Here is an 11816-nt window from a genome sequence, read left to right on the forward strand (position 1 = left end):
ACGATTTCGGAGCAGCAACGCAATGAGCAAAGTCTATGAAAATGCCGCCGCCGCCCTCGACGGGCTGCTGTTCGACGGCATGACCCTGGCCGCCGGCGGTTTCGGCCTGTGCGGCATCCCGGAGAACCTGATCGGCGCGCTGCGCGAATCGGGGACCCGCAACCTGACCATCGTCGGCAACAACGCCGGCGTCGACGACTTCGGCATGGGGCCGCTGTTGAAGACGCGGCAGGTGAAGAAGGTGATCGCCTCGTATGTCGGCGAGAACAAGGAATTCGAACGCCAGGTGCTGGCCGGCGAGCTGGACCTCGAACTGGTGCCGCAAGGCACGCTGGCCGAGCGCCTGCGCGCCGGTGGCGCCGGCATCCCCGGCTTCTACACCCGGACGGCGGCCGGCACGCTGCTCGCCGAAGGCAAGGAGACGCGCCGCTTCGACGGCCGCGAATACGTACTGGAACCGGCGATCCGCGCCGATGTCGCCATCGTCAAGGCATGGAAGGGCGACCGCGACGGCAACCTGGTCTTTCGCAAGACGGCGCGCAACTTCAACCCGATGATCGCCACCTGCGGCCGCCTGACCGTCGCCGAGGTCGAGGAACTGGTTGAACCCGGCGAACTCGATCCCGACCACATCCACACGCCCGGCATCTACGTCGACCGCATCGTCCAGGGCGAGCGCTACGAGAAGCGCATCGAGTTCCGTACCGTCGCCGGTGCCGCCTCGCCAGTGCGCGCCGACCCGGTACGCGACGCGATGGCACGGCGGGCGGCGCGCGAACTGCGCGACGGCTACTACGTCAATCTCGGCATCGGCATTCCGACCCTGGTCGCCAACCACATCCCGGCCGGTATGCGGGTCACCCTGCAATCGGAGAACGGCCTGCTCGGCATCGGCCCCTTTCCGCCGCCCGATGCCATCGACGCCGATCTGATCAACGCCGGCAAGCAGACCATCAGCAGCCTGCCGGGCAGCAGCTTCTTTTCCAGCGCCGACTCCTTCGCAATGATCCGCGGCGGTCATATCGACCTCTCGATCCTCGGCGCGCTCGAAGTCTCGCAGTACGGCGACCTCGCCAACTGGATGGTGCCGGGCAAGATGGTCAAGGGACCAGGCGGCGCCATGGACCTGGTGTCCGGCGTCGGCCGCGTGATCGTGCTGATGGAGCATTGCGCCAAGGACGGTTCGCCGAAGATCCTGGCGCAATGCACGCTGCCGCTGACCGGGCGCGGCGTCGTCGACATGATCGTCACCGATCTCGCCGTTTTTTCCGTTGGCGACGACGGTTTGACCCTGCTCGAACTGCAGCCCGGCGCGACGCTGGCCGAGGTGCGCAACAAAACGGCCTGTCCGTTCGCCGTCGCGCCCGGCGTGTCCGAACTGGCGCCGGAGGAGGCTGCGGCATGATCGATCCGGACTATCGGCGCGGTCTCGCCATCCGCCGCCAGGTGATGGGCGCTGCCCATGTCGACCGGGCGCTCGGCGAAGTCAGCGACTTCGCCGCCCCGCTGCAGGAGTTCATCACCCGCTGCGCCTGGGGCAGCATCTGGAGCCGGCCGGGGCTCGACCTGAAAAGCCGCAGCCTGGTCACCCTGGCTTTCCTCACCGCGCAGGGCCGCAGCCACGAACTGGCCGGGCACCTGCGCGGCGCCCGCAACAACGGCGCCAGCATTGAGGAAATCCGCGAAGTCCTGCTGCAGGCCGCCGTCTACTGCGGCGTCCCGCTCGCCGCCGAAGCGCTGCGCGTGGCGGAAAGCGTGCTGCTGGCCGGTGAGGCGGGGTAGGGGCGGGCGGTTGCTGTCAGCAGGGACCGGTTTCGCAAGGCCGGCCGTCGTTGTCACCGTCCATTATTACGTTCGGACAGTAACGCAGGAAATACTCCGCTTCGGCGCACGAGGTCATCTGTGAACAGTGCTGGCGCCCGTCGCAGCGGAAGCTTTGGGCGGCGGGTTCGGGGATTGCGCTCCGGGGTACAGCGGTTTCCCGCCGAGGCGCAGGGTCCGCCGATGTGGCGAACTGCTGGCGCTGGAGGTAGGTGTTATAGCCGTAGTAGCCGACCCCGGCGATCAGCAGCGCCGGCAACAGCCGTCCGAGCCAGCTCGTCCCGCCGGGTTTTTCAGCGCGCCGCGGCGGCCGGGCGCGCTGCGCCGCTTGTCCGACCGTCGTCCGATCATGACAGAGCAGCCGTTTCGCCTGCTTCTTGCCGTCGGCGCCAGTTTCGATCTCGAAGCTCAGGCGCTCGCCGATGCGCGGGCGGATGCCGTCGCGCGGGAAGGCCGAGATGTGCACGAACACTTCCGGACCGCCGCCATTCGGCGCGATGAAGCCGAATCCACGGTCGTCATTCCATTGTTTGAGCTTGCCTTCGATGCGCATGCTGGTTCAGCTGGTTCAGGACGGCCGATTATGGCGAGCGGGTTTGCGTCGCGCAATTGTTTTTCCAGAACCCCGCGAGCACGCCGGACAGACGACTACTCCAGATACTCGATCATCAACTGCGGCGTCTCGACGCCCATGTATTCGTTGACCGACAGCCGGTAGGCGGCGCGGGTGTTGTAGCCGGGCTGGCTGGCGAAGTTGAACTGGATCGCCTCGATCCGGCTGTTGCCCTTCTTCAGACGTAGCTTCAGGTGTTTTTCCTTGAGCACGCGCTGTTGTTCGACTTCGAACTCGTCGCAGAACAGTGGTGCCGGGAAGCCCTGGCCCCAGATTTCGTTTTCCAGCAGCTTGGCGGTTTCCAGGCTGATGTAGCCGCCTTCGAGCGGGCCGTCGGTTTCCAGCGTGCGGGTGAGGTCGGACGGGGCGAGGAGTTCGCCGGCGACTTCGGCGAACAGCGCCTGAAAGCGCTCGAAATCGCCGGCTTTGATGGTGGCGCCGGCGGCCATGGCGTGGCCGCCGAAGCGGACGAGCAGGCCGGGGGCGCGCTTGGCGACGAGGTCGAGTGCGTCGCGCAGGTGCAGGCCGGGGATCGAGCGGCCGGAGCCCTTGACGATGCCACCCTCGCTTTGCGCGAAGGCGAACACCGGCCGGTGCAGCTTATCCTTGATGCGCGAGGCGAGGATGCCGACGACGCCCTCGTGCCAGTCCGGGTCGAAGAGGGCGACGCCGGGCGCGGCGGCGTCGACGTCCATCGTTTCCAGCAGCGCCAGCGCCTGTTCCTGCATGCCGGACTCGATTTCGCGGCGTTCGCGGTTCAGGTTGTCGAGTTCCTGGGCGATGTTGAGCGCCCGCGCCGGGTCGTCGGTGAGCAGGCATTCGACGCCCAGGCGCATGTCGGCGAGCCGGCCGGCGGCGTTCAGGCGCGGCCCGATCAGGAAGCCGAGGTCGAAGGCGGTGGCCTTGCGCGCATCGCGCCCGGCGGCCTTGAACAGCGCCGCGATGCCCGGTTGCAGGCGGCCGGCGCGCATGCGCTTCAAACCCTGGCTGACCAGGATGCGGTTGTTGCGGTCGAGCTTGACGACGTCGGCGACGGTGCCGAGCGCGACCAGATCGAGCAGATCGGCGAAGTTGGGCTCGGGGCGCTCGGCGAACCAGCCGCGCTCGCGCAGTTCGGCGCGCAGCGCCAGCATCACGTAGAACATCACGCCGACGCCGGCGATGCACTTCGACGGGAAGTCGCAGCCGGGCTGGTTGGGATTGACGATGCAGTCGGCGTCAGGGAGTGATTCGCCGGGCAGGTGATGGTCGGTGATCAGCGTGGCGATGCCGTGCTGCTGGGCGCGGGCGACGCCTTCGAGGCTGGCGATGCCGTTGTCGACGGTGATGATCAGGTCGGGCGATTGCTGCGCGGCGACATCGACGATCTCCGGCGACAGCCCGTAGCCGAGCTTGAAGCGGTCGGGCAGCAGGAAATCGACATCGGCACCGAGCGCCTTCAAGGCGCGCATGCCGACGGCGGTGGCGGTGGCGCCGTCGCAGTCGTAGTCGCCGATGATCAGCAGCTTTGCCTCGGCCTCGATGGCGTCGGCGAGCAGGCTGGCGGCGTCGGTCGCGTGGGTCAGCGCGGCCGGCGGCAACAGCGATTTCAGTTCGTAGTCGAGTTCGGCCTTGTCGGTGACGCCGCGCGCGGCGTAGAGCCGGGCGAGCAGGGGATGCAGGCCTTGCTGTTCAAGTTGCCAGACGGTGCGCGGCGGCGCGCTGCGGGTGACGATACGGGTCAAGATGCTTTTCCTTGCGGCCCGGCCAGCGCCAGGGCGACTTGTTGCGGGCTGCGGCCGGATTTCCAGAACTTCCAGCGCTCGCCAGCGGCGAGCGTCCATTGCAGGCGGCCGTAGATGGTCGGCGCGACGACGACGAGCTCCCTGACGGTCTTGCCGAGACGCTTCTGGATCGGCGCCAGCCAGTCGGCGTCGAAGCGTTCGCAGGCGCGCCGCCAGCCGTCCGGGTCTTCGTAGAGCACGGTCGGCAGCAGCGTGTCGACGACGACCAGCGGCCGTTGTGCGCCGCTGCCGAGGACGGCTTCGGCGTCGGCCGGCAGCGCCTGTGCGGCAACGCCGGCGGCGCGGGCGAGGCCGCGCGCCAGCGGGTCGTCGGCGAAAACGGCGTCCGGGCCGCTGGCCGGCGTCGCCGCCGGGCCGTTGCCCCACAGCCAGAGGCTGTTGATCGCCGGCTTGCCGGCGGCGGCGCGCGCGGCGTTGACCGGGTGCAGGTGGAGGAACATCTGCACCTCGTTGAGCCAGCGGTGCAGCGGCGAAGTCTTGTCGCTCAGGTCGCTGTCCATGCGCCGGCCGGCGACCGCGGAGAGCGGTGCGGCAACGTGGTCGACCGCGGCATGCAGGCGCAGGTACCAGCGCCGCGGCGTCGCCGCGTGGAAGACGCCGATCTCGGCGAACTCGGTGTTGAGCGCGCCGACCAGCGCCTGCGCCTCGGCGGCGTCGATGTCGAAGGCGCCGGCGTCGGCGAGCACGATGCGTTCGTGGTGAAAGCGCAGGTGCACCGGGTCGGCGCACAGCCAGTGGCCGTCTTCCTGGTTGGCGTCGGTTTCGCCGAGGCGGCGGAAAGCGGCACTGCCGGCGTCGGCGATGCCGAATTGTTCGAGCAGCGCGGATTCGACGGCCAGCGGCTCGCCGCGGCTGAAGGCGGCGTGCCCGTCGAGCCAGGCGAAGGCCGGGGTGCTCAGCTCGGCGAGGGTTTGCGTGTCGCCCGGTTCGGGCCAGATCAGTTCGGGGACGAGCAGGGTGAGGCGCACGGCGAAACTCGGGGCAGGGGAAGCCGCGAGTTTACCACCGCGCGGCGGCCGGCCGGCTCAGTTCGCGGCGTCGTCGGCCGATTTGCCGCGGCGGCCGCCGAGCATCAGCAAGAGGCGCAGGACGACGACGGCGGCGAAGGCGCTGCCGAGCACCGTCGGCCAGCCCCAGTCAGGGAACAGGGTAGCGGCGAGTGCCGCCAGGATCAGGAAGAGAAGGGCGAAATGCATCGCCGCATGGTAAGCCCCCGGCTACGCTGCTGACAATCCCGCGCTACCGGTCCGCCACCTTGCCGCGTATCCTTGGCGTCCCCCGCAATCCTGCCCGCCGATGACGACTGAACTGACTCCGCGCAACGAACGCCTGCTCCTGCTGGTCCTGGCCGCCATCCAGTTCGGCCATATCCTCGATTTCATGATCATGATGCCGCTCGGGCCGATCCTGATGCGGGCTTTCGCCATCAACGCGGGCGAGTTCGGCTTCCTGGTCGCCTCTTACAGCTTCAGCGCGGCGGCGGCCGGCCTGCTCGGCGCCACTTTTGTTGACCGTTTCGAACGCAAGCGCCTGCTGCTCGTCGTCGTCGCGCTGTTCGGGCTGGCAACGCTGGCCTGCGCGCTGGCGCCGGGTTACGCCACGCTGCTGGTGGCGCGCGGGCTGGCCGGGACCTTCGGCGGCCTGCTCGGGGCGCTGGTGCAGACGATGATCGGCGACGCCGTTCCCTTTTCCCGCCGGGCCCAGGCGACCGGCGTCGTCGCCAGCGCCTTCTCGATCTCGACCATCGCCGGCGTGCCGCTGTCGCTGTGGCTGGCCAACCACCTCGGCTGGCACGCGCCCTTCGTGCTGGTGGCGGCGATCGCCGCCGTCTGCATCGCCGTCGGCCGACGCTGCCTGCCGGAACTGCATGGCCATCTCGGCGCGCGGGCGCATCCGCTGGCGGCGGCCGGCGAGGTGATGAAGGAAGGCAACCATAGACGCGCCCTGCTGTTTTCGGCGCTGGTCATCTTTTCCGGGTTCATGGTGATTCCCTACATCACGATCCAGGCGGTCGGCAACGTCGGCATCGCCCAGTCCGAGATTCCCCTCGTTTACCTGGTCGGTGGCGCCGCCACTTTCTTCAGCGCCCGCGCCATCGGCCGCTGGGCCGACCGCCGCGGCAAGGTGGCGGTCTATCGCCGGCTGGCCTTGGCGGCGCTGTTGCCGCTGCTGCTCGTCACCCACGCCGGACACTTGCCGCTGTGGGGCTGGCTGGTCTGCTCGACCAGCTTCTTCGTGCTGATCTCGGGACGCATGATTCCCGCCATGGCGATCGTCACCTCGGCGGCCCAGCCGCGCCTGCGCGGCACCTTCATGTCGCTCAACGGCACCGTCCAGGCATTGGCGATGGGCCTGGCGACCACCCTTGGCGGCGCCCTGATCGAGGTCGATGCGGCGGGCCACTTGAGCGGCTACCGGCTGGTGGGCTACATTGCGATGGCGGCCAACCTGCTGGCGGTCGCCTGGGTTGCCCGCATCGCCATGCATACGCGGGCCGCGAGCTGAAGCCGGGGACGCCGGACTGCGTCCTTTCCTCGACCACGTTTCACCCTCCTGCGGAGTCCTCCATGAGCCGTCCTTTCCTGACCGGTGCCGTCTTCGGTGCCGCCCTGCTGGGCGCCGCCTTCTTGCTCAACCCGTCGGCCGATCGGCATCGCGACAAGATCAAGGCTGCGCTCGCCGAGCGCAGCCAACTCAACGCCGTACTCGGCGTCGGTACGCTGGTGGCCTTCGCTTCCAACTACCACAGCCTGGGCGTCGCTTCCTACACCACGGCGGGCGACCAGACCTTGTCGTTCGGCGTGCTCGGCATGGTTTTCGTCCTCGACTAGGCACGCTCCGGGGAGTGCGGCATGGCAGCCGCTGTCGTTTCCTTTCGGGGTTTTCAAACGGCATAATCCGCATCGCAGAGTGCCGGGTGGCGCAGTCGCGTTGCCGCAAACATTTGCTGGAATCCCATGACATCCCCTACCGCATTGACCGTGTTTTTCCGGGAGCACGCGCTGCGTTCGCTGCCGATCGTTTTCGCTTTCTTCATCCTCGCCGGCTGCGGCAGCAAGCACGAAGCCGATAGCCAGGCGTCAGTCGAGCGCGCCCCTGCTGAGCAAAGCGTACCGGCAGCCGCCGACAGTCCGCGTCGCTACATGGCCTACGAGCACACCATCAAACTTGAGGTGGCCGAGGAACGCGTCGCCGCAGTGCACCAGCAGGCCGAAGCCGCCTGTCTGGCTGCGGCGGCCGAGCAATGCGTCATCCTCGAATCGCGCATCGGCACGGGGCGAGGTAGTTATGCGCAGATCACCCTGCGCGCCAAGCCGGCCGGCATCCGGCAACTGATGAGCGCCCTGAGCGCCCAGGGCAGGGTCGCCAGCCAGTCGACGACGGCGGAGGACCTGGCCGGTCCGCTTGAAGATTCGGCCAAGAAGCTGGCCATGTTGAACGACTATCGCGGCAAGCTCGAAGCCCTGCGCAACAAGGCGAGCGGCGATATCGACGCGATGATCACGGTGAACCGGGAACTGGCCCAGACGCAGGCACAAATCGAGGAAATCAGCGGCGCCCGCGCCCACGACCTGCAACGCGTGAATACCGAGGTGCTGCGCCTGTCGATTTCGGCGACCGGTGTCACCTCGTCCTGGCGGCCGGTGCGCGACGCGCTGGACGAGTTTGTCGATAACCTGGCGCGCGGCATGTCGGGCGCGATCACGGCGATTGCCTACCTCATTCCGTGGAGCATCGCCTTCCTGTTGCTCGGCGGGCTGGCCCGCCTGCTCTGGCGGCGTTTCCGGAAGTCGGCGCCGAAGGCGGCGGCTTGAGCGCCGCCGCGTTAAACTTCCAGCCCTTTTTCCCCGGAGTCGAGCGATGAACGAGGCCGTTTACTGGATACTGCGTTGCCAGCACCGTTTGTTCACCGTGCCCGGCGACTGGCCTTTTCCTTTCGGTACGGCGGCGGATTTCGGTCTGCCGGCCAGCGGGCTGGCGGTCGGCGAAATCGCCGGCCGGCCCTGTCGGGCGCTCGATGTCGCCGACTGGCCGGCGCTCGCTGGCGGCGAACCGGTCTCCCTGCGGGCGCTGCACGGCCTGGCCGGGATGGAGGTGTTCGCTTTTGCCGGGCGGGCGACGCAACTCCTCGACTGGCAGGCCAACCACCGTCATTGCGGCAGTTGCGGCACGCCGACCGCGCGCCTCGGCGAGGAATTCGCGATGCGCTGCCCGGCCTGCGGGCTGGTCGTCTATCCGCGGCTGTCGCCGGCGGTGATGGTGCTGGTGCGCGACGGCGAACGCCTGCTGCTGGCGCGCAGCCCGCATTTCAAGGAAGGCGTCTACAGCGCGCTGGCCGGTTTTGTCGAACCCGGGGAAACGCTGGAGCAATGCGCGGCGCGCGAGGTGCGCGAGGAAGTCGGGCTTGAGATCGCAAACCTTCGCTACTTCGCCAGCCAGCCGTGGCCTTTCCCGAATTCGCTGATGATCGCCTTTTTCGCCGATTACGCGGGCGGCGACATCGTTCCCCAGCCGGACGAGATCGAGGACGCCGCCTGGTTCGCGCCGGACGCGCTGCCGGCCTTGCCGGACCCGGTGAGCATCGCCCGCCGGCTGATCGACGCGGCGCTGGCTGCCTAGGGCGTGTTCACAGTAAGCAGCGGGACGGCGTTTGTCTCGTGGTCGCGGTGCGAGCGCAGCGCGGCAAAGTACTCCAGCCAGAAATCGACGCAGGCGCGGACCTTGGGCAGGCGGTGGCGTTCCTGCAGCATCACCGCGTAGACGGGGAGGAGTTCGCGTTCCGTGTATTCCTCCAGAACTGGACGGAGGCGGTCAGCGCGTACCAGTGGCGAGACCAGCAGCTCGTTGAGGCGGGCGATGCCGATGCCGGCCAGGGCCAGTTCGAGGACGATCGCGGTGCTGTCGGCCCGGGTGTGTCCCTTGACCTGCAGGATTCCGCCAGCGGCGCCGGGCGTTCGCTCGCGGCTCGGCTTGAGCCAGTGGCCGGCCTTGCTGTCCCAGGGCGTCGGGCTCGGCGCAAAGGCACGGAAGGGCCAGCGGTTGAGTGACTGGCTGGCGCTGTTGGCGATCAGGCGATGTCCGGCGAGATCGGCGGGTGTTGCCGGTGTGCCGAAAGCTGCCAGATAGGCCGGGGCCGCGTAGAGGCTGCGTCCGTGTTCGCCGAGCTGGCGGACGACCAGGCTTTCCGCGTTGTCGACGCCGGCGCGGATGGCGAGGTCAATGCCGTCGCGGGCGAGGTCGGTGACACGGTCGTCGGCCAGGATGTCGACCTGCAGGCCGGGGTGGCGCCGGTAAAGCCCGGGCAGCGCGGGGACGATGACCAGCTGGGCGAGAATCGGGCTGACGCTGATGCGTACCAGGCCGCTCGGTCCGGCCAGGCGACCGGTGAACTGGCCTTCCATCTCGGCTGCGATGTCGAGCATGCGGCGCGCGTGTTCGAGGAAGCTGTCGCCCTCGTCGGTCAGCGAGAGGCCGTGCGTCGTCCGGTGCAGCAGGCGCACGCCAAGTGCCGATTCGATGCGGGCAATCGCCCGCGATACCTGGCTGACCGGTTCGTTGCGTTCGCGCGCCGCGGCCGACAGCGTGCCGAGTTCGGCAACGCGGATGAACAGGTCGGCATCGTCAAGATTGAGCTGCATGCCGACAAGTATGGTCGGCATGAACTGCTTTTGCAAATAATGCAAAAGCAATCAGCGATTTCATCGGTTTCCGGGTGTCGGTTTGCACAATAGAGTTCAAACCGTCATCACGCCTGGAGTCAATCATGTCCGATTCCCCAATCTCACGGCCGTCACCCGAACAGCTTGACCGCATCTACGCGGCGGCGCTGATCGAGGCTGCGGCGCTGCGTCGCGCCGCGATCGATGCGGCGCTCGACTGGCTGCTGGCCGGTCCGGGGCGTATGCGGCGGCGCTTGTTTTCCGGCTTCCTTCACTCCGCGCGCATGAAGGCGGGCAGGGGGCGTGCCGCCGATGGCGTCTGAGCGGCGTGTGCTGCGGCGAAGGTGCGGATTGCCGCGATGCGTTTTTCGGTGTCCGGATGCGTCTGCAGCAGCGTCGGCCCGGACGGCATCGACTGCCGGCGGGCGACTTGCTCGAAGAAGGCGGCGGCATCGCCGACATGCCCGTAACGCTGCAGTACCGCCTGCAGCGCGGCGGCATCGGCGGCTTCTTCCTGAGCACGGCTGAACGACAGGATGGGCAGCATGCCGACGCCGCCCAGCCATTGCTGCAGGACGCCGTCGCCGACGCCGGAAAAACTGGCCAGCGCCAGGGCGACGGCGAAGCCGCGCCCCATGGCGACGACCGGATCGCGGTGCCGGACGTGGGCGATTTCATGGGCCAGCACCATGGCCAGCGCGTTCTCGCTGGGCAGGGTGTCGATCAGCCCTTGGAAGACGACGATGTGGCCGCCCAGCGTCGCCATTGCATTGACCGTGTCGGTGTCGGCGTAATGGACGGTCAGCGTCATTTCCGGCGGCAGCCGCATGTCGGCCGCCAGCCCGTCGGCGAGCGCCTGCAGGTAGTCGTGCCGCTGGCGCTCGCCCGGCTTTGCCGGGGCCGCCGGCAGCCAGCGGCCGAGGCTGGCGGCGAGCGCCCGTTCCTGGGCGAACGGGATGTGCCGGGCAAGCTGGCCGGCGAGCAGCGATAGCGCGAGCACGGCAACCAGGATGACGGCGCTGCTGCCACCGACGAGCAGCGCGAAATCCTTCAGCGGATGCGTCGGGCTGACGTTGATGCCTTCCGGCACCTCGCGGTTTTCGTACTCGCTCATGCTTCAGCGGCGCTCCCGGACGGCGGTGCCGTAGGCGACGACTTCGACGGCGCCGACGCTTTGTGCCGCCCCCTTGTAGATCGACGCGGTTTCCAGGCGCAGGTTCCAGATGCCGCTCGCCCCCTTGCGTCGCGCTTCTTCCTTCATGCGCAGGACGGCTTCGCGGCGGGCGCGTTCGAGCAGCGATTCGTAGGAACTGACGCGGCCGCCGACCAGGTTGCGCAGGTTGGCGACGAAGCGCTTGAAGAAATCGACCGAGACGACGACGCTGCCGCAGACCAGGATGCCTTCCAGGCGTTCTTCGTCCGGGATGCGCCGTTCGGAGAAGACGAGGATGTCGCGCAGCGTCTTCTCGCGCTCGATGATCGACTTGAAATGTCGCTTTTCGGCGATCTGTCCGAAGACGAAGCCGAGCAGCAGCAGGACCAGAAACAGGATCAGGTCGAACATCGCGTCATTCCACGACGACGGCGGTGCCGTAGGCGAACAGTTCGGCGGCGCCGGCGGCGACCGACGAGGTCGAGAAGCGGACATTGACCACGGCGTTGGCGCCGATCGCCTTGGCCTGGTCGAGCATGCGCTGCAGCGCTTCCTCGCGCGATTCGGTGAGCAGTTCGGTGTAGCCCTTCAGTTCGCCGCCGAAGATGTTCTTCAGGCCGGCCATCAGGTCGCGGCCGACGTGCTTGGAGCGGACCGTGCTGCCGTTGACCAGGCCGAGGTGCTTGACGATGGTTTTGCCGGGAACGGTCTCGATATTGGTGACGATCATTGCGAATTTCCTCAACAGGTTGCTGGGCCGGGCTTTCCGGGTGCGTGTACCATAG

15 protein-coding genes are annotated in these 11816 nt (G+C 68.0%); 7 read left to right on the top strand and 8 right to left on the bottom strand.

Features of this window, described 5'->3' with window-relative positions; all coding sequences use genetic code 11:
• Window positions 1-22: 22 nt before the first annotated feature.
• On the top strand, window positions 23-1405 hold the full coding sequence (locus tag ACLIIZ_RS21235; RefSeq protein WP_465221446.1) for a 3-oxoacid CoA-transferase: 1383 nt from the start codon (window positions 23-25) through the stop codon (window positions 1403-1405).
• The gene (gene pcaC / locus ACLIIZ_RS12050; protein ID WP_416692382.1) at window positions 1402-1782 is read left to right on the top strand and encodes a 4-carboxymuconolactone decarboxylase; all 381 of its coding nucleotides are present in this window, start codon (window positions 1402-1404) and stop codon (window positions 1780-1782) included. The genes ACLIIZ_RS21235 and pcaC overlap by 4 nt, the downstream gene beginning before the upstream one ends.
• A 16-nt stretch (window positions 1783-1798) precedes the next feature.
• Here pcaC and ACLIIZ_RS12055 read toward each other — a convergent pair whose 3' ends face one another.
• The 4 genes from ACLIIZ_RS12055 to ACLIIZ_RS12070 all read right to left on the bottom strand — a co-directional run bounded on the left by ACLIIZ_RS12055 (window position 1799) and on the right by ACLIIZ_RS12070 (window position 5414).
• The gene (locus ACLIIZ_RS12055) at window positions 1799-2374 is read right to left on the bottom strand and encodes a cold shock domain-containing protein (RefSeq protein ID WP_416692383.1); all 576 of its coding nucleotides are present in this window, start codon (window positions 2372-2374) and stop codon (window positions 1799-1801) included.
• A 95-nt stretch (window positions 2375-2469) separates the two neighbouring features.
• Complete coding sequence (recJ, locus tag ACLIIZ_RS12060) at window positions 2470-4158, bottom strand: single-stranded-DNA-specific exonuclease RecJ (RefSeq protein WP_416692385.1); 1689 nt, start codon at window positions 4156-4158, stop codon at window positions 2470-2472.
• Window positions 4155-5186, bottom strand: a complete 1032-nt coding sequence (locus ACLIIZ_RS12065) for a hypothetical protein (protein WP_416692386.1) — start codon at window positions 5184-5186, stop codon at window positions 4155-4157. The genes recJ and ACLIIZ_RS12065 overlap by 4 nt, the downstream gene beginning before the upstream one ends.
• Window positions 5187-5243: 57 nt before the next feature.
• On the bottom strand, window positions 5244-5414 hold the full coding sequence (locus ACLIIZ_RS12070) for a hypothetical protein (protein WP_416692387.1): 171 nt from the start codon (window positions 5412-5414) through the stop codon (window positions 5244-5246).
• A gap of 100 nt (window positions 5415-5514) precedes the next feature.
• Between ACLIIZ_RS12070 and ACLIIZ_RS12075 the strand changes: the two genes are divergently transcribed.
• From ACLIIZ_RS12075 to nudC, 4 genes are all read left to right on the top strand, one after another.
• On the top strand, window positions 5515-6723 hold the full coding sequence (locus tag ACLIIZ_RS12075; RefSeq protein ID WP_416692389.1) for an MFS transporter: 1209 nt from the start codon (window positions 5515-5517) through the stop codon (window positions 6721-6723).
• Between the two features lie 62 nt (window positions 6724-6785).
• Window positions 6786-7049 carry a hypothetical protein gene (locus tag ACLIIZ_RS12080; RefSeq protein WP_416692390.1) on the top strand — a complete coding sequence of 88 codons (264 nt, stop codon included), beginning with the start codon at window positions 6786-6788 and terminating at the stop codon, window positions 7047-7049.
• 126 nt (window positions 7050-7175) lie between these two features.
• Window positions 7176-8033 (top strand): DUF4349 domain-containing protein, encoded by an 858-nt coding sequence (locus ACLIIZ_RS12085; protein WP_416692391.1) that lies wholly within the window; start codon window positions 7176-7178, stop codon window positions 8031-8033.
• A 46-nt stretch (window positions 8034-8079) separates the two neighbouring features.
• The gene (gene nudC / locus ACLIIZ_RS12090; protein ID WP_416692392.1) at window positions 8080-8838 is read left to right on the top strand and encodes an NAD(+) diphosphatase; all 759 of its coding nucleotides are present in this window, start codon (window positions 8080-8082) and stop codon (window positions 8836-8838) included.
• On the opposite strand, the gene ACLIIZ_RS12095 is transcribed toward nudC, so the two are convergent.
• Window positions 8835-9878 carry a LysR family transcriptional regulator gene (locus ACLIIZ_RS12095; RefSeq protein WP_416692393.1) on the bottom strand — a complete coding sequence of 348 codons (1044 nt, stop codon included), beginning with the start codon at window positions 9876-9878 and terminating at the stop codon, window positions 8835-8837. The two genes, nudC and ACLIIZ_RS12095, sit on opposite strands and share 4 nt — an antisense overlap.
• A 104-nt stretch (window positions 9879-9982) precedes the next feature.
• Between ACLIIZ_RS12095 and ACLIIZ_RS12100 the strand changes: the two genes are divergently transcribed.
• Window positions 9983-10201: a hypothetical protein gene (locus tag ACLIIZ_RS12100; protein WP_416692394.1), complete on the top strand. Its 219-nt coding sequence runs from the start codon at window positions 9983-9985 to the stop codon at window positions 10199-10201.
• Here ACLIIZ_RS12100 and ACLIIZ_RS12105 read toward each other — a convergent pair.
• From ACLIIZ_RS12105 to ACLIIZ_RS12115, 3 genes are read right to left on the bottom strand one after another with little or no spacing between them, the layout of a single operon-like run.
• Window positions 10150-10992: a M48 family metallopeptidase gene (locus tag ACLIIZ_RS12105; protein ID WP_416692395.1), complete on the bottom strand. Its 843-nt coding sequence runs from the start codon at window positions 10990-10992 to the stop codon at window positions 10150-10152. The two genes, ACLIIZ_RS12100 and ACLIIZ_RS12105, sit on opposite strands and share 52 nt — an antisense overlap.
• A gap of 3 nt (window positions 10993-10995) precedes the next feature.
• Window positions 10996-11442 carry a YbjQ family protein gene (locus tag ACLIIZ_RS12110; protein WP_416692396.1) on the bottom strand — a complete coding sequence of 149 codons (447 nt, stop codon included), beginning with the start codon at window positions 11440-11442 and terminating at the stop codon, window positions 10996-10998.
• Window positions 11443-11446: 4 nt separating this feature from the next.
• Window positions 11447-11761, bottom strand: a complete 315-nt coding sequence (locus tag ACLIIZ_RS12115) for a YbjQ family protein (protein WP_416692398.1) — start codon at window positions 11759-11761, stop codon at window positions 11447-11449.
• Window positions 11762-11816 lie beyond the last annotated feature (55 nt).

The organism is Azonexus caeni (assembly GCF_048146105.1).
GTDB lineage: Bacteria > Pseudomonadota > Gammaproteobacteria > Burkholderiales > Rhodocyclaceae > Azonexus > Azonexus aromaticus_B.

Coding starts and splice junctions, on each gene's coding strand:
- ACLIIZ_RS12115 (WP_416692398.1), bottom strand. CDS start 11,761: ATGATCGTCACCAATATCGAGACCGTTCCCGGCAAAACCATCGTCAAG.
- nudC (WP_416692392.1), top strand. CDS start 8,080: ATGAACGAGGCCGTTTACTGGATACTGCGTTGCCAGCACCGTTTGTTC.
- ACLIIZ_RS12055 (WP_416692383.1), bottom strand. CDS start 2,374: ATGCGCATCGAAGGCAAGCTCAAACAATGGAATGACGACCGTGGATTC.
- ACLIIZ_RS12110 (WP_416692396.1), bottom strand. CDS start 11,442: ATGTTCGACCTGATCCTGTTTCTGGTCCTGCTGCTGCTCGGCTTCGTC.
- ACLIIZ_RS12080 (WP_416692390.1), top strand. CDS start 6,786: ATGAGCCGTCCTTTCCTGACCGGTGCCGTCTTCGGTGCCGCCCTGCTG.
- ACLIIZ_RS12095 (WP_416692393.1), bottom strand. CDS start 9,878: ATGCCGACCATACTTGTCGGCATGCAGCTCAATCTTGACGATGCCGAC.
- pcaC (WP_416692382.1), top strand. CDS start 1,402: ATGATCGATCCGGACTATCGGCGCGGTCTCGCCATCCGCCGCCAGGTG.
- ACLIIZ_RS21235 (WP_465221446.1), top strand. CDS start 23: ATGAGCAAAGTCTATGAAAATGCCGCCGCCGCCCTCGACGGGCTGCTG.
- ACLIIZ_RS12085 (WP_416692391.1), top strand. CDS start 7,176: ATGACATCCCCTACCGCATTGACCGTGTTTTTCCGGGAGCACGCGCTG.
- ACLIIZ_RS12070 (WP_416692387.1), bottom strand. CDS start 5,414: ATGCATTTCGCCCTTCTCTTCCTGATCCTGGCGGCACTCGCCGCTACC.
- ACLIIZ_RS12100 (WP_416692394.1), top strand. CDS start 9,983: ATGTCCGATTCCCCAATCTCACGGCCGTCACCCGAACAGCTTGACCGC.
- ACLIIZ_RS12075 (WP_416692389.1), top strand. CDS start 5,515: ATGACGACTGAACTGACTCCGCGCAACGAACGCCTGCTCCTGCTGGTC.
- ACLIIZ_RS12105 (WP_416692395.1), bottom strand. CDS start 10,992: ATGAGCGAGTACGAAAACCGCGAGGTGCCGGAAGGCATCAACGTCAGC.